A 23,561-nucleotide genomic window follows, 5' to 3' on the forward strand; every position below is an offset into this window, starting at 1 on the left:
GTAAGTCATGGTCCGCAGGGTTCCGCCCGCGGCCTGAAGCATGTGCCCGAGGAGTTCAGGATCGGGGTCCCGGAGCCAGAGCGGATTCTGGGCGCCGCAGCGGGCGGTGGAGAGGAACGGGCCCTCGGAATGGACGCCTGCGATGAGTCCCTCGGCGGCCAGGACCTTGAGGATGCCGAGCGACCGCAGCAGCTCCTCGCCGGAGGCGGTGACGAGGCTTGCGAGCAGGCTGGTGGTCCCGCTGCGGTGCAGGAAGTCCACGGCCTCCCGGCAGGCCTGGCTGTCCCCGGTGGGGAATCCGCCGCCTGCCGCCCCGTGGCAGTGGATGTCCACGAGCCCGGGAAGCAGTGACGTGCCGGGCGGCAGCGGGAGCTCCGCCGCGCCCGGGAATTGCGCGGCGTCAAAGCCGCTGCCGGGTCCGGCGTAGGCGATCCGGCCGCCGGACACTGCCACCACGGCGTCCGCGGTAGCGGCACCGTTGCTGAGGAGCGCGCCACGGAGGAGGTAGGCGGGAGCAGTGGCGGGGTCGCGGGATTCCGGCATCGGGACAGTCCTCAGGAGTGCAGTGCGGTGGCGAACCAGCCGCTGATGGTGGCCGGGTGGGTGATGGCGGTGCCGACGACGACCGCGTAGGCGCCGGCGTCGAGCGCCTGGCGGGCCTGGTCCGGGGTGTGGATGCGGCCTTCGGCGATGAGCGGCTTCCCAAGGCCGGCGGCGGCGATCTGCTCCAGCAGTTCGAGGTCGGGGCCGTGGGTTTTCGGGCGTTGACCGTCGTAACCGGCCAGCGTGGTGCCGATCAGGTCCGCGCCGGCGTCGACGGCGGCTGCGGCGTCATCGTAGGAGGCGCAGTCCGCCATGACGAGGGCGTGGGAGTCTGCGCGGAACCCGGCAACTGTGGCGGCCAGGCTCAGCCCGTCGGGGCGGTGCCGGCGGGTGCCGTCGATCGCCACTACGTGGGCGCCGGCGTTGGCCACGGCGAGGGCATGCCGCAGCGTCGGGGTGATGAAGACGCCGTCGTGGCCGTCCTTCCAAAGCCCGATGACCGGGACCTCGACGGCGGCGCGGGTGTGCTGGACGTCGGCCAGCCCCTGGACCCGGACGGCCGCGGCACCGCCGATGACGGCCGATGCCGCCATCTGCGCAGTGGTGCGGGGATCCCGCATCGGCTCGCCGGGGTAGGCCTGGCAGGAAACGATGAGCTGGGAGCGGAGGGATTCGAGGCCCGTGGGGGTCAGGATCATGGTGCCTGGTTTCTGTGTTTCTCGGCGGTCCGGTGTGAGCGGATGGGAACGGTCAGTTGAAGACTAGCTGTGCGGCACCGACGATGGCTGCGGAGTTTTCCAGCGTGGCCCGGAGTACCGGCACGCGGACCAGCGGGTCCAGCAGTTCCCGGCGCAGGGCGGCTTTCATGGGATTCCACCAGAGGTCGCCGGCGTCGGCCAGTCCGCCGGAGATCACCAGGACTTCGGGGTCCAGGACGTTGGCCAGGCCCCCGGCCGCCTGGCCGGCGGCCTCGGCGGCGGTGCGGACAGCGTGGCGGGCCGCAGGGTCGCCGTCGTGCGCCAGCGCGAACACCGCCCGGGTGTCCGGGACGGCGGGGGATCCGCCCAGGCGCAGGAACGCCGCATGGATGGCCGGACCGGAGGCCGCGGCCTCCACGTGACCTTCACCGCCGCAGGAACAGGGCAGTGCGCCGCCGTCGGCATACGCGTAAGGGGAGGCGATGTGCCCGACGTGACCGCCGACGTACCGGTGGCCGAGGACCGGCCGGCCGTCGAGCACCAGGCTGGCGCCAACGCCGGTTCCGAAGGCGATCAGCAGCGAGCTCGCCGTCCCGGCCGCCGCCCCTCGCCAGGCCTCGCCGAGCGCGTGGGCATGGACGTCGTTGACCGCACGGACCGCGCCCGGGGGGATCCCCAGCCGCCGTGCCAGGCCTTCCGTGAGAGGGGTCCCGGCCCAGCCGTGGATGGCGTCCGTTGCCGAGACCACCACACCCCGACCGGCGTCGATCACGCCTGCCGAGCCGACCCCCACTCCGGTGATGGAGAATCCATCCGCCGCCGCCCGCAACCTGAGCCCGGCCACCAGAGCCGCGGTGGCGTCCAGGACGGCCCCGCCGCCGGCGCGGCTGAGCGTCGGAGTGGTCTCCGAGAACAGCAGTTCGCCGTCCGCGGAGACCACCCCGGCCGCCGTCTTGGTGCCGCCCAGGTCAATCCCGATAGCGTGCGCCATGTTCCTCCTCAGTCCTGTGTCCGTGCGGGCGTGGCGGCCGGTGCCTAGACCAGGCCGTTGCGTTCGAGGATGACCTTGATGGCGGTCGTCTCGTCCTCGTTCAGGGACGGCATGGGCGTGCTCATGGTGTTGGACTCGATGATGCCCATGAGCTGGAGGGCGGTCTTGAAGGCGCCGAGCCCGGCCGCGCCGCCGGAGACCCGGCCGTTGGGGGTGTAAACGATCTCGAAGAGGTCGGCGAGGCGGTCCTGCTCGGCGGCGGCCTTGGCCCAGTCGCCGGCGGCCGCGGCATCCATGAGGTTCCGGTAGCCGCGGGGGTCCACGTTGCCCAGGCCCGGGACGACGCCCTGGGCTCCGCCGAGGAGGGCGCCATCCACTACGACCTCGTGGCCGGTGAAGATGTCGAAGTTGGGGATGTCGCGGGCTGCCAGCAGGAGTTGGCGGAAGCCGACGTCGTCACCGGAGGAGTCCTTGACGCCGGCGATCACGCCGTCCCGGCCGAGCCGCACCAGCAGGTCCGTGGGGAGCTTGAAGTGGGTGCGGACCGGGACGTCGTAGGCGAAGATCGGCGTGCTGACGGCGTCATGGATGGTACGGAAGTGGGTTTCCGTCTCCTCCGCGTTGCCGATCGCGTAGTACATCGAGGTCACGACGATCGCGTCGGCGCCGAGGTCGATCACCTTCCGGGCCTCCTCGATGACGCGGTTGGTGGTCTGCTCGTTGGCGCCGACGATCAGCGGCACGCTCGCTGCGCCAGCAGCAGCATTCTCAGCCGCGATGGTGCTGACGACGAGTTCGCGCTCGGCGTTGCTCAGGTAGGGGACTTCGCCGGAGGAGCCCAGGACAAAGAGGCCGGACACGCCGCCGTCGATCAGGTGCCGCGTGAGGTTCTTCAGCGAATCGGTGTCGATGCTGCCGTCGGCGTGGCGGGGGGTGACGACCGGGGGAATAACGCCCTGGAATTGGGTAGACACAGGTAACTCCAATGATGGTTGTTGAAACGGGGAAAAGGGGAAGGAATCAGGGGTGCAGCAGGCTGGGCGCGGCGCCGAGCAGTTTCTTGGTGTAGTCGTTGCTCGGGTTGTCGAAGACCTGTCCGGCGGGGCCCTCTTCCACGATTTCGCCGAAGTACATGACGCAGATCCGGTCCGAGACATAGCGGACGGTCTGGATGTCGTGGGAGATGAAGACCATGCCGAGGTTCAGTTGGGTCTTCAGATCTGAGAGCAGGTTCAGCACCTGTGCCCGCACGGAGACGTCCAGCGCCGAGGTCGGCTCGTCCGCCACGATGATGTCCGGATCCAGGGCCAGGGCCCGGGCGATGGCCACGCGCTGGCGCTGGCCGCCGGAGACCTGCGAGGGCGTGACCTCGGCGGCGGAATACGGCAGTCCGACGAGGGCCAGGAGGTCCTTGACCTTTGCGGCCCGGGTGGCCGCGGTGCCGATCCCGTGGATCTGGAGGGGGTCGGTGAGGATGTCCTGGATGGTCATCCGGGGGTTCAGTGCCGTCGACGGGTCCTGGAAGACCACCGACACGGCGCGGCCGAATTCCCTGCGCAGGGCGGCGTTGCGCTTGATGGCGGGCTTGCCGTGGAACAGCACCTCACCCGAGGTGGGCGCCTGCAGCCCCACCAGTACGGACGCCAGGGTGGACTTGCCGCAACCGGATTCGCCCACGATCCCCACGGTCTCGCCGCGACTGATGGTGAAGTCCACCCCGTTGACGGCCTTGACGATGTTGGGGCGGAACAGGCCGCCGGTACGGGCCCGGTGGTGGACTTTGACGTTCTTGAGTTCAATCACGGGCTTGCCGGTTGATGTGCTCACTTGGCGTCCTCCTTGAGGTGGCTGGCCCAGTAGTGGTCGCTGTCTTCGTGAACGGGCGTCAGGACGAGCCGCTGGTCCGGGTCGGCGTCGGGCCGCAGTGAGCGGGCGGCGAACCGGTCGCCGGCGGCGAAGTCCCGGGGCGAGGGCACGGTACCGGGGATCTGGTGCAGCCGCTCGGCGTCGGCCTCGATGGAGAGTACGGCGCCGAGAAGTCCGCGGGTGTATTCGTGCTGGCGGTTTTGCAGCAGCGCGGATGCCTGCGCGGATTCCACCACCTGTCCGGCATACATCACGGTGATGCGGTGCGCGAGCGAGGCCACCAGCGCGAGGTCGTGGCTGACGAACACCATGGCGAAGCCCAGCTGCTCGCGCAGCTCGTTGAGCAGTTCCACGACCTGCTGCTGCACGGTCACGTCCAGCGCGGTGGTGGGCTCATCCGCGACGACGATCCGCGGCGAGCGGGACAGGGCCATGGCGATCAGGACGCGCTGGCGCTGGCCGCCGGAGAGCTCGTGCGGGTAGCTGGCGAGCGTGCGGACGGGATCGAGCTTGACCAGTTCCAGGAGTTCGGCGGGGGTCTTGCGGCCGCCGCGGCGCGTGAGCTGCTGCAGCTGGTCCTTGATCTTCATCGAGGGGTTGAGCGAGCTCAGCGCGTCCTGGTAGACCATGGCGATCTGCTGGCCGCGCAGGCCCTCGTAGGCCTTGTCGCTGCTGTTGCCGGTGGCTGGATCCAGCAGCTCCTTGCCGTCGAAGGTGATGGAGCCGGAGATCCTGGCCGTCTTGGGCAGCAGGCCCATGATGGCCAGCGAGGTGATGGACTTGCCGCAGCCGGATTCGCCGACCAGGCCCATGGTTTCGCCCTCTCGGACGCTGAAGGAGACGTTGTCCACGATCGCGGTGTCGCCGAAGCGGCCCGGGAAGCGGATGGACAGGTTCTTGACCTCCAGGACGGTCCGGGCCGTGTCCGGGACCTGGGGGAGGCGGTCCGTGCGGGCGGCCTCGACGGCCGTCAGCAGCTTCAGTTCCCTGTCCAGTACGCCGTCCAGTACGCCGTCCAGTGCGCGGTCCCGCAGGCCGCCCAGCAGGGCGTGGTCCACGTTCTTTCCCTGCGGATAACCGGCCTCCGGGACCGCGTCGCCGGCGGCGTCGCGGACGCCGTCGAGCTCATGCTGCTCCGCCACGGAGCCTTGGGCCACGGACGTGCCGATCTCGGCGTCGACGGCGGCGACGGGGGAGGAGAAGCCGTCGTCATCCTTCACGACGGGAGCCTTGCGGAGCTTCGGGTTGACCATGGCATCGGTGAGCCCTTCGGCCAGGATGTTGAGGGCGAGGACCGTGAGCAGGATGGTCAGGCCGGCGAAGGTGGTGGCCCACCAGCCACCGGAGAGGACGAGGTTGCGGCCGTAGGAGATCACGTTGCCCCACGACGGTGCGGGGTCCTGGACGCCGGCGCCAAGGAAGGACAGCGAGGCCTCCAGGATGATCGCGTCCGCGACCATCACCGTGGCGAACACCAAGACCGGGGCCGCGGTGTTGCGGACGATGTGCTTGAGCAGGATGTACGAGCGGCCGGCGCCGATCACCCGGGCGGCCCGGACATAGTCTTCGCCGTACTGGGAGAGCACGTTGGCGCGCACCACCCGGGCGAGCTGGGGCGTGTAGATCACGGCGATGGCCACGATGATGGTGGGCACGGTGTTGCCGAAGACGGCCAGCAGCACGGCGGCCAGGGCGATGCCGGGGAAGGCCATGAGGATGTCCATGAGGCGCATGATGCCCTCGTTGACGCCCTTGCTTGAGGTCGCGGCGAGGGAGCCGAGCAGGGCGCCGGCGAGGACGGCCAGCGAGACCGCGCCCAGGCCGATCATCAGGGAGGACTGGGCACCGTAGAGCAGGCGCGAGAAGATGTCGCGGCCCAGCCGGTCGGTGCCGAACAGGTTTTCCCCGCCGGGCGGGGTCGCCGGAATGAAGGATTCCAGCGGATCGTGCGGGGCGATGACAGGCGCGAAGACGGCGGCAAGAGTGATGACCACCAGGAAGACGAGGGCGAGCCGGGAGCTCCACGGGAGGGCCTTGAAGCGGACTCCCGGGGCGCTGAGGCGTTCAGCGAGTTTGCTGCGCATGGGTCAGACCGTCCTGATTCGAGGGTTGATGAGCAGGTACAGAAGGTCGACGGCGATGTTCACCAGCACGAAGGTGACGGAGATGGTCAGGACGACGCCCTGCACCAGGTTGACGTCGAGGTTGGTGATGCCGTTGAGGATCAGCTGGCCCATGCCGGGCAGGGCAAAGATCATTTCGATGACGACGGCGCCGCCCAGGAGATAGCCGACCCGCAGCCCCAGCACAGTCACCGGGGTGACCAGGGCATTGCGGAGCACGTTCCGCGAAACGACCTCCCAGTAAGGGACGCCGTTGCCGACGGCGGTGCGGACGTAGTCGCGGTCCAGTTCCTCGACCATCGAGGTGCGGACCACGCGGATCAGCGAGGCCGCGACCGGAATGCCGAGGGCCAGGGCCGGGAGCGTCATTGAGTTCAGCCACCCGCCGAAGCCCGATTCCGGCGCCGCGATGCCGCCGGAGGGAAAGGCGGGGTCGGTGCCGAGCGCGAACCACTGGATCAGCAGGATGCCGAGCCAGAACGACGGCGTTGCGACGGCGGCGATCGAGAAGACCCGGACCATCTGGTCCGGCCACTTGTCCCGGTACAGTGCGCCGGCGATCCCGAGCGGCAGGGACACCACGACGGCGATCAGCACGCCGAGGAAGGTCAGCTGAAGGGTCAGCGGGAAGGCCGCCGCGATCATGGCCGCCACTGATTTCGCCGGCGGCGTGGTGACGCCGAGGTCGAACTGGAGCAGCTTGCCCAGGAACCGGAAATACTGCAGGACCAGGGGATCATTGAGCCCGTTGCTCTGGCGGTACTGTTCCTTGGCTTCCTCGCTGGCTCCGTCGCCGAGGGCGCTGCTCGCCTGGTCACCGGGGGCGGCCTGCAGGACAAGGAACACCAGCAGGGTAATGCCCAGGATCATCAGGGGCAGCGCCGCAAGCCTGCGGCCCAGCAGGCGCAATATTGTGACCAATGTTGTCTCCGGAATTCGTGGAAGGTTGTCCCGGCCTCAGCCGGCACGGGTGGCAAAACATGCCGGTCCGGACGGGTGGGGGACCCGTCCGGACCGGCGGTGGGGGAGGAATCAGGCGGTGCGGCCGACGCCGACGAAGCCGACACCCGTGGTGGGCAGCGGCTTGAAGCCGCTGAGCTTCTTGGCATCCCAGGCGCTGGGAAGCTGTCGGTGGAAGACCGGGTAGAGCGGGAGCTCTTCGGATACCAGATCCACAATATCGCCGGTCAATTTCTTCGCATCTGCCGGGGCTGACTGGCCGGCCTTCGCCATGAGGTCAACGAGCGTGGCGCGTTCCGGCGTGGCCGCCCAGTAGGCCCGGCCCTTCATCCAGGTGTCGCCGGCGTAGAACCAGCTCAGCAGCAGATCGGCGTCGTTTCCGAAGACCGACGGATCGCCCGGGGCGGCGACGACGGAGAAATCGGCCTTGCCAACCCGGTCCGTGTACAACGCGCCGGACTGGAGGTTCTTCAGCGTGACCTTGACGCCGGGGATCTTGTTCCAGGATTCGAGCATCAGCGGGGCCACATCCTTCACCCATGCCGTATCGGTGGTCAGGAGCTCGAATTCCAGGTTGGTGACGCCGGCCTGCTTCAGCAGGTCCGCGGCCTTCTGGGGGTCGTAGCCGTAGACGTTCTTGGCCTTGACGTAGTCGGGGTGCCCTTCCTGGAAGTAGGAGCTGGAGGCTTTGGCGTTGCCGAAGAGGGCCTTCTTGATGATGGAGTCCTTGTCCAGGCCGAAGTGCAGGGCCTGGCGGACCAGCTTGTTGTCGAACGGGGCCTTGGCGCAGTTGAACATCAGGAACAGCATGCCGAAGGACTGTACGGATTCCACCGTGGCCTTGGACTTCAGCCCCTCGATGTCCAGGTACGGGACGTCCTCGATCGCCTGTACGCGGCCGGACTGCATCGCCGTGACGCGGGCGGCGGCGTCGGAGAGCAGCAGCCAGGTCATGCCCTTGGCGAGGGCGGGCATCGGTCCGTTGTAGTCGGGGTTCGCCTCGAACACGATCTTGTCGTCCTTGACGGCGGAGATCAGCTTGTACGGGCCGGAGCCGACGGGCTTGGCGTCGAACGCCTTGAGCTGGTCGGAGCCCAGCGGGAAGTTGGCGAGTGCCTTGGGCACGATCTTGACGACTGAAATGCGCGAGGGGAAGGCCGGGAAGGCGTACTTCAGCGAGAACTCGACAGTCTTGGCGTCAATGGCCTTGACGTCCTTGATGAACGGGATGAACTGCGAAAACAGCGACTTGTTGGCCGGGTCCATGACGCGGGTGAAGGAGAAGACGACGTCCTCGGCGGTGACCGGGGTGCCGTTGTGGAACTTGGCGGCGTCGCGCAGGGTCGCCTGGTAGGTGGTGGGGTTGACCATTTTGGGGTCGGCGGCGGCGAGGGCGTTGTACGGCTCGCGGGTGGCGGGGTGGAGTTCCACCAGGCCCTCGTAGACGTGCAGGTTGGCGGCGAGCGGGGTTGCCCCGGAGCTGGACAGCGGGTCAAAGCCGGTGGACAGGGCGTAGGAGATGCCTGCCTCGATAATGAGGTCCTTGTTGATCGGAGCGGTGTTGGCTGCCGCTCCCGCCGTCGTGCTGGCGGCCCCGCCGCACGCAGACAGGGAAGTGGTGAAAGCCGCGGCCACGCCCAGCGCGCCCGACAGCTTGAGGAAGCTCCGGCGGCTGGCGTCATTGACCAGCGGCAAGTTCTTGGTTGTCTTGCTCATAAGTTGCCTCACCATTCGAGTATATTTATCGGATGTAGGACGTCCGATGCTTGTAGGGAAAACTGTAAGGGCCATCACACCGGCCCGTCAAGCGGTGACGGACGCGACTGCGGGAAGGCCCGTGAGAGAGCCTCCGGCCGGCCGTGACGTCGCCTTGCGGTGAGTTCCGGAGCCAGACCCGGTCCGCGTTCCAACCAAAGGAGAGAATCATGTCACTGATCGTCGGCGCCTATCCCGCCCAGCCGGAGGACTTCACACAGAGGCAGTTTTTCGAAGCGATAGCGCAGATCCCGGCTATCCGCGGCCTTGAGGTTCCCTACCGGGCAACCGGCGGCGATCCCTGGCCGGCCGGAGCTCCCGCCGGGTGGTCGGCCGTGGTCACGGCGATTCCGGGAACCATGCAAAGGGTGGGCCTGGACCGGCACTTCGGCCTCGCATCGGTGGACCCGGACGGGCGGCGGGCGGCCATCGACTTCACGGCGGGCGTCAGGGAGTACGTCACCGGGCTGCGGGATCAAGGACATCAAGTGGAGGCGGTGGCGCTGCACTCCGCGCCGCCGTGGCGGGGCGCGGCGCCGGCCTTCGCGGAGTCCCTGGCGGAGATCCTGGACTGGGACTGGTCCGGCACGTCCCTCGTGGTGGAACACTGCGACGCTCCCCGGCAGGGGCGGGATCCCGAAAAGGGGTTCCTCTCCATCCAGGCGGAGGTCGACGTCGTCCGTTCGCTCAAAGACCGGGGGTACGGGATTGGCATGCTCGTGAACTGGGCGCGGTCCGTGATCGAGACCCGGCAGAGCCGCACGGCCTCGGAGCACATAGCCTATGCCCGCGACGCGGGGGTTCTCAGCGGCCTGATGTTCTCCGGCTGCTCCGGCGAAGCGACGGAATTCGGCTATCCATGGGTTGATGCCCACCTCCCCGCCGTCGAGGTCGACGGAGCGCCGGTGAGTTCCCTGCTCAACGCCCGGGAAATCGCCCGGTGCCTGCGCTCCGCCGGCGAACTGCCGATCACGGGCTTCAAGGTCGGGCTCCCGCAGAACGCCGTGTCGGCCGAGGAGCGCGCGTCGCTGCTGCGCCAGATGTGCGCGCTGATTGCGGACAACGTCGCGGCCGGCCGCTCCTGACCTGCCCCCCGCACGCTCCTGGCCTGCCCCCGCAGGCGAGGGGGCAGGCCAGGAGCCACCGGGCGGCCGCGAACCGGAGGCCGGCGCGGCGCGGAATTTAACGCAGCACGACTGTTCGGTTGCCCTGGAGGAAGACGCGTCCCTCGCAGTGCCAGCGGACGGCATTGGAGAGGGCCTTGCACTCGGTATCGCGGCCGGCAGCCACGAGTTCATCGGGCCCGTAGGTGTGATCCACCTCCACGACTTGCTGGGCGATGATCGGTCCTTCGTCCAGCTCCGCGTTGACGTAGTGGGCGGTGGCGCCGACTGTCTTCACACCCCGGGCGTGCGCCTGGTGATAGGGCTTCGCGCCCTTGAAGCTGGGAAGGAAGGAGTGATGGATGTTGATGGCGCGGCCATCCAGCCGGCGCGTGAGGTTGTCGCTGAGGACCTGCATGTAACGGGCCAGCACCACGAGCTCGACGTCCAGGCCGTCCACCAGTTTCAAGAGTTCGTCCTCGGCCACCGCCTTGGTCTCCGCCGTGACGGGAATGTGGGAAAAAGGGATCCCGTGCCATTCCACGATGCCCTGGTGGTCCGGATGGTTCGAGGCGACGCCGACGATGTCGATGGGCAGCTCGCCGATGCGGGCCCGGAAGAGCAGATCGTTGAGGCAGTGCTCGAATTTCGAGACCATGATCAGGACCCGCCGCTTGGTGCCCTGCCGGCGCAGCTCCCAGTGCATGCCGAATTTTTCGGCTACCGGCACGAAAGCGTCGCTCAGCGACTCCAGGGTGGCCGGATCCCCGGCCGAGGCAAAGTGGATCCGCATGAAGAAGTGGTCGTCCGGCTGCGAATCGAATTGCTTGCTCTCCAGGATGTCGCAGCCCTGTTCCAGCAGGAATCCCGACACGGCGTGGACGATGCCTCGCGTTTCCGGGCAATCGAGTGTCAGAACGTATTCAGGCGCGCTGCTATTTGATGTATCCACGGTTCAGCACTCCACGACGTTCACGGCGAGGCCTCCGCGGGAGGTCTCCTTGTACTTGGTCTTCATGTCCGCTCCTGTTTCACGCATGGTCTTGATCGCCTTGTCCAGCGAGACTTTGTGGCTGCCGTCGCCGTGGAGGCACAGGCGGGCGGCGTTGATGGCTTTGACACTGGCGATGGCGTTGCGTTCGATGCAGGGGATCTGCACCAGCCCGCCGACGGGATCGCAGGTCAGGCCGAGATTGTGTTCGATCCCGACTTCGGCGGCGTTTTCCACCTGTTCCGGGGTACCGCCCAGCACTTCGCACAATCCCGCCGCCGCCATGGAACACGCCGATCCCACTTCACCCTGGCAGCCGACCTCTGCCCCGGAGATCGAGGCATTGATCTTGAACAGGATCCCGACGGCGGCCGCCGCCAGGAGGAAGCGGATGACGCCGTCGTCGTCGGCTCCGGGGACGAACTTGACGTAGTAGTGCAGCACGGCGGGCACGATTCCGGCGGCGCCGTTGGTGGGGGCCGTGACGATCCTGCCGCCCGCGGCGTTCTCTTCGTTGACCGCCAGGGCGAACAGGTTCACCCATTCCATGGCGAGCAGCGGGTCGGCGGGCACCTGGGCCAGGGATGGGGTCCGGGCGTCTGTCTCGGCGCTAACGGCGGTAGCCGCCAGCGTCCGGAACAGGGACGGGGCACGCCGTTTGACGTTCAGCCCGCCGGGCAGGATTCCCTCGGCAGCGCAGCCGTTGTCCACGCATTGGCGCATGACCGCCCACAGCGCCAGGAGCTTCTCGCGGAGCTCGGCCTCACTGCGCCAGACGAGTTCGTTGGCGAGCATGACGTCGGAGATGGACATGTGCTCGCGCCGGCAGATCTCCAGCAGCTCGTCGGCCGTGCTGAAGGGGTAGGGCAGCACGGTGTCGTCGGCCACCACCTGGTCGGCGCCCTGGGCGGTGCCGTCAACGACGAAACCGCCGCCGATTGAGTAGTAGCTGCGTTCCTTCAGCACCGCCCCGGAGTGGTCCAGCGCCCGGAAGGTCATGCCGTTGGGGTGGGCCGGCAGCGACTTGCGGCGGTGCAGGACCACGTCCTCGTCCCAGTTGAAGTCCACCCGGTGGTCCCCGCCGATCCGCAGCTCCGCATCCAGGGCCGCGGCCGCCACCTGGTCATCGGCAGTGCCGGTGTCCACGGTCTCCGGGTCCTGGCCCTGCAGGCCCAGGACCACGGCCTTGTCCGAACCGTGCCCCCGGCCTGTGGCACCGAGCGAACCGAACAGTTCGGCCTGCACCCGCGTCGTCGAGCTCAGGTGCCCGTCGCTTTTCAGTCCGTCGGCAAAACGCTTGGCTGCCCGCATCGGGCCGACCGTGTGGGAGGAGGACGGCCCGATGCCAACAGAAAACAGGTCCAGGACGCTGAGCGCCATCAGGGGACCTCAGGAGTCGCAAATTCGCGCATGGCGTCCAGGAGCCAGCGGCCCAGGAACTCCGCAAAGGATGCCCGCGGGAAGATCCGGTAGGTCTCCTCCCCGGTCTTCCACAGAATGGCGGGGATGCCGCCGATTTCCGTGGATAGGGCCGTCCCGGCCTTCAGGACACGTGGGTGCAGGTCCAGGGCGCAGCCCTTTTCCAGCACGGCCCGGGCCCGCGGACCGGAGAGCTCCAGCGTGGTGCGGTTGGCGGAGAGATCCACCACCTGGCCTTCGCCGTCGCCCAGTGCTTCGGTGAGCGTCCGGGGGAGCTCGCCGCCCAGGCTTTCGTGGGATTCGGCGGGCGCCACGAGCAGGAATTCTGCCGGACCCAGCCACAGTACCGCGGTGTCGCCGCTGCTGCGGACCTCCCCGGAAGCGGCCGGCAGGCCGCCGGTGAGGGCGCCCAGCCGCTGCCCGGCGTCGCCGGCCGGATTGATCCGGAGCCCCGCCATGGTCAGGAACGGCACCTCGCGCAGCTCCACGACACCTGTAACCGATCCCGCTTCAAAAGCTGCGGCCAGGAGCGCTGCCGGACTCTTCCGGAGGGTCTGGATCTTCTTGGAATTTTCGAGTGCTGCTGTGTCAGCCATCTTTGCGGGTCCCTTCAGAGTCAAAAAGTACGGTTTCTGCGACGACAACGTCCACGAGTTCGTCTCCGGCGGCAGCCACCAGGGTTTCGCCGATGCGGTTGCGGCCGTTCTTGATCAGGGCCAGGGCAAACGACCGGCCCAGCGCGGCGCTGTGGTAGCTCGAGGTCACGAACCCCTCCATAGGGACGGGGCCGTAGGCAGGGTTGACGGTGATGCCCTGTTCCACGAGCTGGGTGCCTTCGGGGAGGCGGATGGTGCCGTCCACGGGAAGGACGCTGACCAGGTGTTTCCGGTCGGTGCGGGCGGCGTCCGTGCGGGTGTAGGAGCGCTTGCCGATGAAGTCCTTGACCTTGGAGACCACCCATTCCATGCCGGCGTCCTGCGGGGTCACGGTCCCGTCGGTGTCCTGGCCGACGATCGGGTAGCCCTTCTCGGCACGCAGCACGTGCATGGTTTCGGTGCCGTACGGGGTGATGTTGAACTCCGCGCCGGCCGCTGCCACGGCTTCCCAGGTGCTCAGCCCGTACCAGGACGGGACGTTGATTTCGTAGGCCAGTTCACCGGAGAACGAGATCCGGCAGATCCGGGCCCGGACGCCGGAGGCGAGGGTGGTTTCCTTGAAGGTCATGAACGGGAAGGCCTCGGCGTCCAGGCCGCCGTCGGCCGCCAGTTCCGGTGCCAGCTTCGCCACGACGGCGCGGGATTTCGGACCGACGACGGCGATGGTGGACCACTGCTCCGTAACCGAGGTGCAGTGCACGTCCAGTTCCGGCCATTCGGTCTGCAGCCATTCCTCCAGCCAGTCCAGCACCTTGGCGGCGCCGCCGGTGGTGGTGGTCATGAAGAAGCGGTCCTCGTCCAGGCGCAAGGTGACGCCGTCGTCGAAGATCATCCCGTCCGGGGTGCACATGACGCCGTAGCGGGCCGAGCCCGGGGCGAGCTTCTTGAACGCGTTGGTGTAGATGCGGTTCAGGAACTCGCCCGCGTCCTTGCCGCGGATCTCGATCTTGCCCAGCGTGGTGGCGTCCATGAAACCCACGGACTCCCGGACGGCCGCGCATTCGCGCAGGACCGCGGTGTCCATGTCCTCGCCATCCTGCGGGTAGTACCACGGCCGCTTCCACTGCCCGACGTCCTCGAAGAGCGCTCCCTGGGCGACATGCCAGGGGTGGATGGAGGTCAGGCGGGCGGGGTCGAAGAGTTCGCCGCGCTGGCGGCCGGCCAAGGCTGCGAACGCCACGGGGGTGAACGGGGCCCGGTACGCGGTGGTGCCGATTTCCCCAATGCCCGCCGTTTCCCCGCCGCCGTGCTTCAGCGCAGCGGCGATGACGCCGATCGCGTTCACGCCGGAGGTCCTGCCTTGGTCGTTGGCGGTGCTGATCGAGGTGTAGCGCTTCACGTGTTCCACCGAGCGCATGCCGGCCCCGGTGGAGCGCAGGACGTCGGCTACCGACTGGTCGCGCTGGAAGTCGACGAAGTGGTGGTGCCAGTCCTCCGGGCCGCCCTTCTGCCCGGGAACCAGCCAGAGCTGGCGGGTCGGGGCGGACGCGCGCGGCGCCGCAGGGGCGACGGGCTCGACGGCGGAGCTAAAGCCGGCGGAGATGCCGGCCGCGGCCCCGGCGGAGATGCCCTCGGCCACGCAGTCCTCGAGCTCGAAGCTGCCGCGGCCGGAGCCGGCCACCTGCTGGTTGGGAACCACACTGTTGGGGACGAACGCCGCGAGGTCCTCGTCCCAGCGGAGTTTGCCCTGGCGCTGGGAGTGCAGGTGCACCACCGGTGACCAGCCGCCGGAGACGGCCAGCAGATCGCATGCAAGCTGTTCGACGCCCGAGGTGAGCTCCCCGGCGTCGTTGATGCTCCGGACGGTGACGCCGAGGAGGCGCTCCTGCCCGGTGGTGTTGGCGACGGCGCTGCCGATCAGCACCCGTGTTCCGGCCGCGGCGGCTGCCGCGGCGGTTTCGCTCAGCTGCGGACGGGCGTCGACGACGGCCTCGACCGTGATGCCGGCGGCGCGGAGGTCCGCGGCCAGGGCGTAGGCGCTGTCGTTGGTGGTGCTGATGACCACCCGGGACCCGGCGGCGACGGCGTAGCGGTTGAGGTAGCTGCGGACCGCGGAGGCGAGCATGATGCCGGGGCGGTCGTTGTTCTCAAAGACCAGGGGCCGTTCGTGGGCGCCGGGAGCCAGGACGACCTGCTTGGCGCGGATGTGCCAAATCCGCTGGCGGGACACGCCGGGCGCGGCCGGGGTCAGGAGGTGGTCCGTCCGGTTCTGGGCCGCGATGACGTAGTTGGAGTCGTAGGAGCCGAACGCCGTGGTGCGGTTCAGCACGGTGCACTCGGCCGCGGAGATCAGTTCGGCTTCAACATTGGCCACCCATTCCAGCGCGGGCTGGCCTTCGATGGTGTCCGTGAGGGCCGGATCGGTGGAACCGGACAGCAACGCTCCGCCGAGTTCGGGCTGGTCGTCGATCAGGATGACCCGGGCGCCGGAGCGGACGGCTTCGCGTGCCGCGGCGAGGCCCGCCGGGCCTCCGCCGACCACGAGTACGTCGGTGTGGACGTACTTCTTGTCGTATTCGGCGTGGTCCTCGGCCGGGTCGAGCTTGCCGAGGCCGCTAAGCAGTTCGGCGCTGAGTCCGTCCACGAGGGACACCGTGGTGGCGGGGAGCATGGATTCGGCGACGTGGCCCGGGAACCGGGCGGCGATCTTGACCAGGGCGTTGGATTCCTCGACGCCGGCGGACATGATGCCGCGGGGCCGTCCCTCGTACAGGGAGTCACCAGCCCGGTGCCGGCCGTTGGCCAGCAGGGCGGAGGCGAGGGTGTCGCCGGGGTGGCCGGTGTACGCGCGGCCGTCCAGGGTGAAGCGCCAGGTGACGCTGCGGTCGATGCGTCCGCCGGTGCCAAGACGCGCGGGCTGCGGCTGAGCGGTCATTTGAGTGTTCCTTCCGGGGAAGCGGGGATGACGGTGGGGGCTGTGGTTCCGGCGGTTGCGTTTTCCTTGGCTGCGTTTTCCCTGTCGGGACGTGGCTGGCCCATCGGGTACACGGCCTGGATGTCGTAGGTGACGGTGTCACGGAGCGTGTTGAACCACTGACGGCAGCCGGTGCTGTGCTGCCAGCGCTCGGCGAAAGCGCCCTTCGTGTTGTCGCGGTAGAACAGGTACTCGGCCCATTCGCGGTCGGTGAGCTCTGCCGGGTTTTCGGGGTAGGGCACGTGGGCCTGGCCGCCGTAGTGGAATTCGGTCTCATCCCGGGGGCCGCAGTTGGGGCAGGAAATCAGGAGCATGTCCGTACCTCTTTCTAGTGGGCCACGGCGGCGGCGCCGTGTTCATCGATCAGGGCGCCGGTTTCGAAGCGCTCGAGGGCAAAGGGCTTGTTGAGTTGGTGCGGTGTTCCGGTGGCGATGGTGTGCGCGAAGGTCAGCCCGGCGGCCGGTGTGCCCTTGAACCCGCCGGTTCCCCAGCCGCAGTTGACGAACATGTTTTCCACCGGGGTGGTGCCCACGATCGGGGAGGCGTCCATGGTGGTGTCGACGATCCCGCCCCAGGTCCGGAGCACGTGGGCCCGGGCGAAGATCGGAAAGAGTTCGACGGCGGCGGCCATCTGGTGTTCGATCACGTGGAATGAGCCGCGCTGGCCGTAGCCGTTGTAGGAGTCCACGCCGGCCCCCATGACGAGCTCGCCCTTGTGTGCCTGGGAGACGTAGACGTGCACGTGGTTCGACATGACCACCGTCGGGTGGACGGGCTCATGGAGTTCGGAGACGAGCGCCTGGAGCGGATGGGATTGGATAGGGAGCCGGAATCCGGCCATTTCCGCCAGCACTGAGCTGTGCCCTGCGGCGCAGAGACCGACCTTTTCGGTGTGGATGGTGCCGCGGTTGGTCTTGACGCCCACCACCTTGTTGCCGTCCTTGAGGAAGCCCGTGACCTCGCAGTTCTGGATGATGTCGACGCCGAGCTCGTCGCATTTGCGGGCGAACGCCCACGCGACGTGGTCGTGCTTCGCGATCCCGGCGCGCGGCTGGTAAGTGGCACCCATGACCGGGTAGCGGATGTTGTCGTTGATGTTCAGGATGGGGCAGAGTTCCTTGACCTGCTGCGGGTCCAGCCACTCGGCGTCGACGCCGTTGAGCTTGTTGGCCCCGACCCGGCGGATGCTTTCGCGGACGTCGCCCAGGGTGTGGGCCAGGTTCATGACCCCGCGCTGGCTAAACAGGAAGTCGTACTCGAGTTCTTCCGGCAGGATCTCCCACAGCTTTAGGGCGTGCTCGTAGATCGCCGCGCTCTCGTCCCAGAGGTAGTTGGAGCGGATGATGGTGGTGTTCCGGGCCATGTTGCCGCCGGCGAGCCAGCCTTTTTCCAGGATGGCGATGTTGGTCATCCCGTGGTTCTTGGCCAGGTAGTACGCCGTGGCCAGCCCGTGGCCGCCGCCGCCCACAATCACGGCGTCGTAGGAGGACTTGGGTTCCGGATTGCGCCAGAGGAAGTCCGGGTGCTCCGGAAGGTGTTCGGTGGTCATTGTGCTGCTCCAATCAGTTCTGCTTCAAGCCCGGTTGCCGCTGCGCTGGTGCCAAGGTGCGGGTAGAGGGGGAATTTTGCGGCCAGGGCGCTGACGCGCCCGCGCAGTTCGGCGACGGTTTCGTCGCTGAGTTCGTTCTCCGGGGCCTGTGCGGTCAGGGCGGAGGCGATGATGTCCGCCACTTCGGTGAACTCCTCGGCACCGAAGCCGCGGGTGGCCAGGGCGGGTGTGCCGATCCGCAGCCCGGAGGAGACCATCGGCGGGCGGGGGTCGAACGGGACGGCGTTGCGGTTGACGGTGATGCCGATCCGGTGCAGCCGGTCCTCGGCCTGCTGTCCGTCCAGTTCCGAGTGCCGCAGGTCCACCAGGACCAGGTGCACATCGGTGCCGCCGTTGACCACCGAGATCCCGGCGGCCGCGACGTCGTCCTTCAGGAGCCGGGAGGCGAGAATCCTGGCCCCTTCGAGCGTGCGGTTCTGGCGTTCCTTGAACGCGGCGGACGCCGCGATCTTGAAGGCCACGGCCTTGGCCGCGATCACGTGTTCCAGCGGGCCGCCCTGCTGGCCGGGGAACACGGCGCTGTTGATCTTGCGCGCATACTCCTCCTTGCTCAGGATGACCCCGCCGCGCGGGCCGCCGAGGGTCTTGTGCGTGGTGGTGGTGACGACGTCGGCGTAGGGGACGGGGTTCGGGTGCAGCCCCGCGGCCACGAGGCCGGCGAAGTGTGCCATGTCGACCATCAGGTAGGCGCCCACGAGGTCGGCGATGCGCCGGAACTCCGCGAAATCCAGTTGCCGTGAGTAGGCGGACCACCCGGCAACGATCATCTTGGGCCGGTGCTCGAGTGCCAGGGCCTCGACCTCGGCCATGTCGACCAGGTGGTTGTGCTCGCTCACGTGATACGGGACCACGTTGTAGAGCTTGCCGGAGAAGTTGATGCGCATGCCGTGGGTGAGGTGGCCGCCGTGGGCCAGGGCGAGTCCCATGATGGTGTCGCCCGGTTCCAGAAGGGCGAACATGGCGGCCGCATTGGCCTGCGCGCCGGAATGGGGCTGCACGTTCGCCGCCTCTGCGCCGAACAGGGCCTTCACCCGGTCGATGGCGAGCTGTTCGATCACATCGACGTGTTCGCAGCCGCCGTAGTAGCGCTTGCCCGGGTAGCCCTCGGCGTACTTGTTGGTCAGGACCGAGCCCTGTGCCTCCATGACCGAGGCGGGGGCGAAGTTCTCGGATGCAATCATCTCCAGGGTGGACTGCTGGCGTTCCAGCTCCCTTGCCACCGCCTGTTCGACCTCGGGATCGACTGCGGAAAGTCGCTCGTTCAATTGCTCAATCACGGATGCTCCTTTGAAATACCATTGTTGCTATGACTGATATATCAGTGTGGGGTCAATGGTATGATCGGGATCACAACAGAGTCAATAGCTGAAGCCAAGTGGAACCGGGCTTCCGCTTAGAATCCAGGAACGGAGCCGCGCCGTGAATGCACTTCCTGCCCTGCCGCCCGCAGAGGACGAGGCCATATCCCAGGCGGAGGCCGCCTACCGGCAGCTGCGCGACAAGCTGATCATGCTCGAGATCCGGCCGGGTGAGCCCATCAATGACGGCCAGCTCGCGATCGAGCTCGGGTTCGGCCGCACGCCGGTGCGCGAGGCGATCAAGCGGCTGGAGGTGGACCACCTGGTGGTTTCCTATCCGCGCCGGGGAACATTTGCCACCAGTGTGGATTTCACAGAGCTGGCCGACGTCTCGGAGATCCGGGAATTGCTGGAACCGCTGGCGGCACGCCGTGCGGCCGCCCGGGCCAGTGTTGCCATGCGCCGGGAACTGCTGCATGTCGCCGATGTCATCGCGGAGCTGGACCCGAGTCCGGGGGAGTCCCGGGACCTCATGCGCTACGACCTCACCGTGCACCGGCTGATTTACCGCGCCGCCGGCAATCCCCATCTCGAAGACACGCTGATCCGCTACGACAACCTGGCGACCCGCATCTGGTGCCTGGTTCTGGACAAGGTGCCCTCAGTCAGCGGCCACATCACCGAGCACGTGGAGCTGCTCAAGGCGGTGGCTGCCGGGGAGGCGGACAAGGCGGCCGAGCTCGCCCTGCACCACGTCACGAGTTTCGAAGAGACCATCCGCAAGGTGCTCTAGGGAGTCCGTCCCGGCTGGCGTGGTGCCGGCCCCGCTGCGGCCGCCGCCGCAGCTATGTGGATGCCAAGCAACCTGCCGGAAGTGCGCAGGTCGTCGCCGCCCAAGAGCGCCTGGATTTTGCTCAGCCGCTTGTGCATCGTCTGGCGTTCAATGTTCAAGGAAGCGGCCGACGCCGTCGTATTGCACCCGGAATCGAGCCAGCACAGCAGGGTGGCCATTAAGGCAGTGCCATGCTTTCGGTCCCACTCCAGCACTTCCCCCAGCGCCGACTCCACATAAGAGTCCATGAATGCCGGGTCCGGGACCGCGGCCAGGATGCGGCGGCCCAGGAGGTCCATGGCATCAGCAACCTCGCCCGCCGCAGGCATCCCAAGCCGCATGGCTTCCTGCGCCTCGACGTAGGAGTCGTGCGCGCGGAAGTCCTCGCTCACGTTTGGTCCGAAGGCGCCGCAGGTGTCCGAGCCGGCCGCGGCGTCCCGCGCGGCCCGGATCAGCGCTTCACGCGCCGCTCTTGCGCCTGTCCGCGGCAGGGCGAGCAGCACCGCGCGTTCGCCGTCCCACAAGTGGGACTTCACGTGCACTCCACGCATGTGCAGCGCACGTTCCACGGCGGAGAAATTGGCGTCCCTGCTCTCTGTGCGGAAGACAGCCATGACCGCTGCCTGACCGGGCTGGAGCCCTGCCTGCAGCCACAGGTGCCGGATGGTCGCGGCGTCGCCGCCCTCGATCACGGATTCCAGCAGCCGCGCGTCGGCCACTTGGGCCGGGGTGGGACGGAATGCCTGTGCGAGGGCCAGCGCCAGAATGCCGGACAGGCGGTCGGCCGCGAGCTCCAGGAGCAGCGGATCATCCGACCGGGAGCGGAGCGTTAACTGTGCCGCAAGCTGTCCGCCCACCACGATCCCGGCCATGGCCCGGGAGCCCGCGTCGTCGACGGCATTGCCTGCGTGGCCAAGGAGGACTCCGTCGGGGGCCACGAGGGAAACCTCCGCTTCCAGTGCGGTGGCCAGCAGTTCGAGAATGGTCGGAAGGTGGGGGCCCCGGTCGGTGATCTGGCGCGCGATCTGCCGGGAGACGTCGTCGACCACCAGGTGGGCGGCCGCCTGCTCATTGACCACCAGCCGGTTGACGGCCTCGGCGATGTCCACAAAGGGTGCCACCGAGCGCAGTTCGATCAGAGGCAGGCCGCTCCGGTCCGCCGCGGATATCAGCTGCTCCGGCAAAGCGGCGGGCTGACCGGCGGTCTGCAACGCCAGGGCCGCGACGTGCCGTGCTGAAAGGCTGCGGATGTAGTCCTCCTGCTCCTTAGGACCCAGCGCCAGCAGCGTCTCCCCGCCGGAGAGCAGCAGTTCCCCTCCGCGCAGGAGCGGGGCAATCTCGAGCACCTCGCTGGAATGCACCCACCGGACAGCCCTCTCCAGCGTCCCGGGCACGTTGCTGCGGAGCAGCGGGTCGGCGGCAAGCATGGGCGCGGAAGCGAGTACTTCTGCAAGCGTAATCATTTGGGCCCTTTTACTACGCGATGTCTTGGGGTGACATTTAGTCGTCTGTTACGCGTTAAGTGTAAGCATAATGTCTCTATTTTGTGGCGTAGGTCACCCATAAGCTGGATGAACTCCCGTTCTGCATTTCAACGTAGTGAATTGAGACACAGCATGAACCAAGCTCAACAAGGCTCGCACGAGGCGGCGACCGTCGAGGTTGAAGACGTCTTGCAGCCCATCCCGGAATCCGCACGGACCACCAAACTTTCCGGACAGTTCTGGATCTGGGCCGGGGCCAACGTCGCTCCAATTAACTGGATCCTCGGAGCCCTTGGCATCCAGCTCGGCCTTGGCCTGGGCGACACTCTTCTGGTGCTGATCGTCGGCAATCTCATCGGCATGGCCGGCTTCGGGTTCTTTGTTATCCTCGGCCAGCGGACCGGGGCCACCGGCATGCTGCTCGCCCGCGGCGCGTTTGGCCGCCGCGGGGCCTACCTGCCAGCCGCAATCCAGGCCACCATCGCCATCGGCTGGTCAGCAGTCAACACCTGGGTCATCCTGGACCTGATCCTTGCACTCTTCGGCATGATCGGCTGGGTCGACCCCCACGAACGCAACATCATGGTGCGCATCATCGTCGCCGCAGTCATCATGACCGTCCAGGTGGCCATCTGCTACCGCGGATACCGTGCCATCTCCAAGTTCGAGCGGATCACCATGCCGCCCACCATCCTGGTCCTGGTCGGCATGTCGATCGTGGCTTGGACGCAGCTCGACATCAACTGGAGCTACGCCGGGCCGGCCGGAGCCGTGTTGGAGGGCCTGCCGCGTATCGCGGCAATGTCCTCGATCATGACCGTCATTGGCATCGGCTGGGGGATCGGGTGGTTTACCTACGCCCCGGACTACTCCCGTTTCGTCAGTCGCAAGGTCAAGCCTGCCAAGTTGTTCATCGTCAGCGTGCTTGGCCAGTTCCTGCCCGTCGTCTGGCTCGGCATCCTCGGCGCCAGCCTCGCCACCAAGAACGGACAGGCCGATCCCGGTGAGCTGATTGTCTCCAACTTCGGCAGCCTGGCCATCCCGGTCATCCTCTTGGTCATCCATGGACCAATTGCCACCAACATCATCAACCTGTACACCTTCGGCGTCGCCTTCCAGGCGCTGGACGTCAAGATTTCCCGGCGCAAGCTGTCGATCATTGTGGGGGTGCTGTCCATGTTCGCGGTCATCGGCTTCATGTTCGCGGAAGACTTCGCAATGATCCTTGACTCCTGGCTCGGCGCCATTGTGGCCTGGGTGGCCACTTGGGGTGGCATCATGGCGGTCCACTACTTCATCTTCGAGCGCCACCACAAGGACTTCTCCTACCTGTTCACGGATTCGAAGACGACCGCCCTGAAGGCAGTGAACCCGTCGGCATTCATCGCGTTCTTCGCCGGCATCCTGATGACCTGGATGTTCATGTACGGCGGAGTCCCGGCCCTGCAGGGTCCCATCGCGACGGCCATGGGCGGCGTCGACTTCTCCTGGCTCGCCGGAACCGTCACCTCATCCGTCCTCTATTTCGCCCTCGGCTACCCGCGCTTCCGCAAGCGCATCCGGGCCGGTGTGCCCCTGGGCATCCGACTCGACCTGAAGGAAGAAGCAGTGCTGGCCGAGCACGGCGACGCTTGCGAAGACAAGCACCCGGTCCAGGAGCCGGCCCGGGTCGCCTGAAAACCGGAAACGCCAACCCTAAAGTCCATCCACACGTAAAGGAATAACCAGTGACAATCTCCACCACCGCCCCTGCATCAAACATTTCCGAGCTGGAGCGTCTGAAAGTTCTGCACAACGGGCAGAAGGAAAAGCTGACCTTCTCCAATGCTGAATTTGAGCGCCGGCTCGGCGGATTGCGCCGGATCATGGCAGAGAAGGACCTGGACGCCGTCGTCCTGACCAGCTACCACTCCATCAAGTACTACTCCGATTTCCTCTTCACGTACTTCGGCCGTTCCTACGCCATGGTGGTCACCAAGGACGACACCGTGACCGTCACGGCCAACATCGATGCCGGCATGCCGTGGCGCCGCAGCTACGGTGACAACGTGGTCTACACGGACTGGCGCCGGGACAACTACATCTTCGCCATCCAGGAGGCCCTGCGCACCCGCGGCATCAACCCCCGCCGGCTCGGCGTCGAAGACGATTCGCTCCCGCTGGACAACCGCAACAAGATCCAGGCGGCCTTCGCCGGGGCCACCCTGGTGGACGTGGCGCAGGCCGCCATGCGCCAGCGGATGATCAAGTCGGCCGAGGAGATCGAGGTCATCAAGCACGGTGCCCGGATCGGGGACCTGGGCGGCGAGGCCATCCGCA

19 protein-coding genes and 1 pseudogene are annotated in these 23,561 nt (G+C 67.4%); 4 read left to right on the forward strand and 16 right to left on the reverse strand.

Annotated features, from left to right (window positions below):
- The 8 genes and pseudogenes from ABD243_RS10770 to ABD243_RS10805 form a co-directional block, all read right to left on the reverse strand.
- Positions 1-543: pseudogene (locus ABD243_RS10770) on the reverse strand (N-acetylglucosamine-6-phosphate deacetylase); the annotation flags it as partial.
- A gap of 11 nt (positions 544-554) precedes the next feature.
- Entirely contained in the window at positions 555-1,241 is a 687-nt protein-coding gene (locus tag ABD243_RS10775) for an N-acetylmannosamine-6-phosphate 2-epimerase (RefSeq protein ID WP_116766447.1), read from the reverse strand.
- A 52-nt stretch (positions 1,242-1,293) separates the two neighbouring features.
- Positions 1,294-2,232 (reverse strand): ROK family protein, encoded by a 939-nt coding sequence (locus ABD243_RS10780; RefSeq protein WP_344365241.1) that lies wholly within the window; start codon positions 2,230-2,232, stop codon positions 1,294-1,296.
- A gap of 44 nt (positions 2,233-2,276) precedes the next feature.
- A complete protein-coding gene (locus ABD243_RS10785; RefSeq protein ID WP_344365244.1) occupies positions 2,277-3,206 on the reverse strand; it encodes a dihydrodipicolinate synthase family protein in 930 nt (309 codons plus the stop codon).
- A gap of 46 nt (positions 3,207-3,252) precedes the next feature.
- Complete coding sequence (locus tag ABD243_RS10790; protein ID WP_116766450.1) at positions 3,253-4,059, reverse strand: ATP-binding cassette domain-containing protein; 807 nt, start codon at positions 4,057-4,059, stop codon at positions 3,253-3,255.
- A complete protein-coding gene (locus ABD243_RS10795) occupies positions 4,056-6,182 on the reverse strand; it encodes a dipeptide/oligopeptide/nickel ABC transporter permease/ATP-binding protein (RefSeq protein ID WP_344365246.1) in 2,127 nt (708 codons plus the stop codon). Before ABD243_RS10795 ends, ABD243_RS10790 begins: the two co-directional genes overlap by 4 nt.
- A 3-nt stretch (positions 6,183-6,185) precedes the next feature.
- Positions 6,186-7,142 (reverse strand): ABC transporter permease, encoded by a 957-nt coding sequence (locus tag ABD243_RS10800; RefSeq protein ID WP_344365249.1) that lies wholly within the window; start codon positions 7,140-7,142, stop codon positions 6,186-6,188.
- Between the two features lie 111 nt (positions 7,143-7,253).
- Positions 7,254-8,897: an ABC transporter substrate-binding protein gene (locus tag ABD243_RS10805; protein ID WP_344365252.1), complete on the reverse strand. Its 1,644-nt coding sequence runs from the start codon at positions 8,895-8,897 to the stop codon at positions 7,254-7,256.
- A gap of 209 nt (positions 8,898-9,106) precedes the next feature.
- Between ABD243_RS10805 and ABD243_RS10810 the strand changes: the two genes are divergently transcribed.
- Entirely contained in the window at positions 9,107-10,021 is a 915-nt protein-coding gene (locus tag ABD243_RS10810) for a DUF4862 family protein (protein WP_344365256.1), read from the forward strand.
- A 97-nt stretch (positions 10,022-10,118) separates the two neighbouring features.
- Here the strand turns inward: ABD243_RS10810 and purU are convergent, their stop codons facing one another.
- The 7 genes from purU to glyA are packed head-to-tail and all read right to left on the reverse strand — an operon-like array spanning position 10,119 to position 18,905.
- Entirely contained in the window at positions 10,119-10,991 is an 873-nt protein-coding gene (purU, locus tag ABD243_RS10815) for a formyltetrahydrofolate deformylase (protein WP_344365259.1), read from the reverse strand.
- Positions 10,992-10,994: 3 nt separating this feature from the next.
- Complete coding sequence (locus tag ABD243_RS10820) at positions 10,995-12,410, reverse strand: L-serine ammonia-lyase (protein ID WP_344365261.1); 1,416 nt, start codon at positions 12,408-12,410, stop codon at positions 10,995-10,997.
- Positions 12,410-13,045, reverse strand: a complete 636-nt coding sequence (locus ABD243_RS10825) for a sarcosine oxidase subunit gamma (RefSeq protein ID WP_344365263.1) — start codon at positions 13,043-13,045, stop codon at positions 12,410-12,412. Before ABD243_RS10825 ends, ABD243_RS10820 begins: the two co-directional genes overlap by 1 nt.
- Positions 13,038-15,980, reverse strand: coding sequence for a sarcosine oxidase subunit alpha family protein (locus ABD243_RS10830; RefSeq protein ID WP_344365266.1), 2,943 nt, complete (start codon positions 15,978-15,980; stop codon positions 13,038-13,040). The genes ABD243_RS10825 and ABD243_RS10830 overlap by 8 nt, the downstream gene beginning before the upstream one ends.
- Complete coding sequence (locus ABD243_RS10835; RefSeq protein ID WP_344365269.1) at positions 15,977-16,333, reverse strand: sarcosine oxidase subunit delta; 357 nt, start codon at positions 16,331-16,333, stop codon at positions 15,977-15,979. Before ABD243_RS10835 ends, ABD243_RS10830 begins: the two co-directional genes overlap by 4 nt.
- 14 nt (positions 16,334-16,347) lie before the next feature.
- Positions 16,348-17,568, reverse strand: coding sequence for a sarcosine oxidase subunit beta family protein (locus tag ABD243_RS10840; RefSeq protein WP_344365271.1), 1,221 nt, complete (start codon positions 17,566-17,568; stop codon positions 16,348-16,350).
- Positions 17,565-18,905, reverse strand: coding sequence for a serine hydroxymethyltransferase (glyA, locus tag ABD243_RS10845; RefSeq protein ID WP_344365273.1), 1,341 nt, complete (start codon positions 18,903-18,905; stop codon positions 17,565-17,567). The genes ABD243_RS10840 and glyA overlap by 4 nt, the downstream gene beginning before the upstream one ends.
- Before the next feature lie 142 nt (positions 18,906-19,047).
- Between glyA and ABD243_RS10850 the strand changes: the two genes are divergently transcribed.
- A complete protein-coding gene (locus ABD243_RS10850; RefSeq protein ID WP_116766462.1) occupies positions 19,048-19,719 on the forward strand; it encodes a GntR family transcriptional regulator in 672 nt (223 codons plus the stop codon).
- On the opposite strand, the gene ABD243_RS10855 is transcribed toward ABD243_RS10850, so the two are convergent.
- Positions 19,716-21,221, reverse strand: a complete 1,506-nt coding sequence (locus ABD243_RS10855; protein ID WP_344365279.1) for a PucR family transcriptional regulator — start codon at positions 21,219-21,221, stop codon at positions 19,716-19,718. The genes ABD243_RS10850 and ABD243_RS10855 overlap by 4 nt on opposite strands.
- Before the next feature lie 153 nt (positions 21,222-21,374).
- Between ABD243_RS10855 and ABD243_RS10860 the strand changes: the two genes are divergently transcribed.
- Both ABD243_RS10860 and ABD243_RS10865 read left to right on the forward strand, forming a co-directional pair.
- Positions 21,375-22,919: a purine-cytosine permease family protein gene (locus ABD243_RS10860; RefSeq protein ID WP_344365281.1), complete on the forward strand. Its 1,545-nt coding sequence runs from the start codon at positions 21,375-21,377 to the stop codon at positions 22,917-22,919.
- A gap of 50 nt (positions 22,920-22,969) precedes the next feature.
- A partial coding sequence (locus ABD243_RS10865) for an aminopeptidase P family N-terminal domain-containing protein (protein WP_344365283.1) occupies positions 22,970-23,561 on the forward strand: 592 nt, incomplete at its 3' end.

Source organism: Arthrobacter humicola, from assembly GCF_039531445.1.
GTDB lineage: Bacteria > Actinomycetota > Actinomycetes > Actinomycetales > Micrococcaceae > Arthrobacter > Arthrobacter humicola.

Coding starts and splice junctions, on each gene's coding strand:
- ABD243_RS10860 (WP_344365281.1), top strand. CDS start 21,375: ATGAACCAAGCTCAACAAGGCTCGCACGAGGCGGCGACCGTCGAGGTT.
- ABD243_RS10780 (WP_344365241.1), bottom strand. CDS start 2,232: ATGGCGCACGCTATCGGGATTGACCTGGGCGGCACCAAGACGGCGGCC.
- ABD243_RS10775 (WP_116766447.1), bottom strand. CDS start 1,241: ATGATCCTGACCCCCACGGGCCTCGAATCCCTCCGCTCCCAGCTCATC.
- ABD243_RS10830 (WP_344365266.1), bottom strand. CDS start 15,980: ATGACCGCTCAGCCGCAGCCCGCGCGTCTTGGCACCGGCGGACGCATC.
- ABD243_RS10835 (WP_344365269.1), bottom strand. CDS start 16,333: ATGCTCCTGATTTCCTGCCCCAACTGCGGCCCCCGGGATGAGACCGAA.
- ABD243_RS10840 (WP_344365271.1), bottom strand. CDS start 17,568: ATGACCACCGAACACCTTCCGGAGCACCCGGACTTCCTCTGGCGCAAT.
- ABD243_RS10795 (WP_344365246.1), bottom strand. CDS start 6,182: ATGCGCAGCAAACTCGCTGAACGCCTCAGCGCCCCGGGAGTCCGCTTC.
- ABD243_RS10805 (WP_344365252.1), bottom strand. CDS start 8,897: ATGAGCAAGACAACCAAGAACTTGCCGCTGGTCAATGACGCCAGCCGC.
- ABD243_RS10825 (WP_344365263.1), bottom strand. CDS start 13,045: ATGGCTGACACAGCAGCACTCGAAAATTCCAAGAAGATCCAGACCCTC.
- ABD243_RS10855 (WP_344365279.1), bottom strand. CDS start 21,221: ATGATTACGCTTGCAGAAGTACTCGCTTCCGCGCCCATGCTTGCCGCC.
- ABD243_RS10810 (WP_344365256.1), top strand. CDS start 9,107: ATGTCACTGATCGTCGGCGCCTATCCCGCCCAGCCGGAGGACTTCACA.
- ABD243_RS10820 (WP_344365261.1), bottom strand. CDS start 12,410: ATGGCGCTCAGCGTCCTGGACCTGTTTTCTGTTGGCATCGGGCCGTCC.